Origin of the sequence: Priestia sp. SIMBA_032, from assembly GCF_046535215.1 — a bacterium.
GTDB classification, from domain to species: domain Bacteria; phylum Bacillota; class Bacilli; order Bacillales; family Bacillaceae_H; genus Priestia; species Priestia aryabhattai.
Genome location: NZ_JAWRXD010000958.1, coordinates 1 through 260, shown reverse-complemented (window position 1 = coordinate 260; position 260 = coordinate 1). Strand labels below are relative to the sequence as shown.

Here is a 260-nt window from a genome sequence, read left to right as displayed (position 1 = left end):
ATATTTATTTCACTATCTCTTAAATATAATTTTTATATAAAACTTATTCATTTTTAATAAAGTTATTATTTTACATAATTAAATTGAATTTCTTCCATCTCCTCATGATAACTTACAAATAAATCATAGTTTTGAAAATACCAAAGATCATCAGAATCTACAAAAAATATAATACCTTCCTTCTCAACTGACACTATTTCCCCCTCTGGTTTCTCAGCAACAACCCCTAAAGAATATCCGGGCTGAATTGAACTATCCCC

At 27.3% G+C, this 260-nt stretch carries 1 protein-coding gene; it reads right to left on the bottom strand.

Annotated features, from left to right (window positions below; all coding sequences use genetic code 11):
• Nucleotides 1–65: 65 nt before the first annotated feature.
• Nucleotides 66–260, bottom strand: a 195-nt coding sequence (locus SB717_RS37190) for a HesB/YadR/YfhF family protein (protein ID WP_410908120.1), incomplete at its 5' end; no start/stop codon positions are given.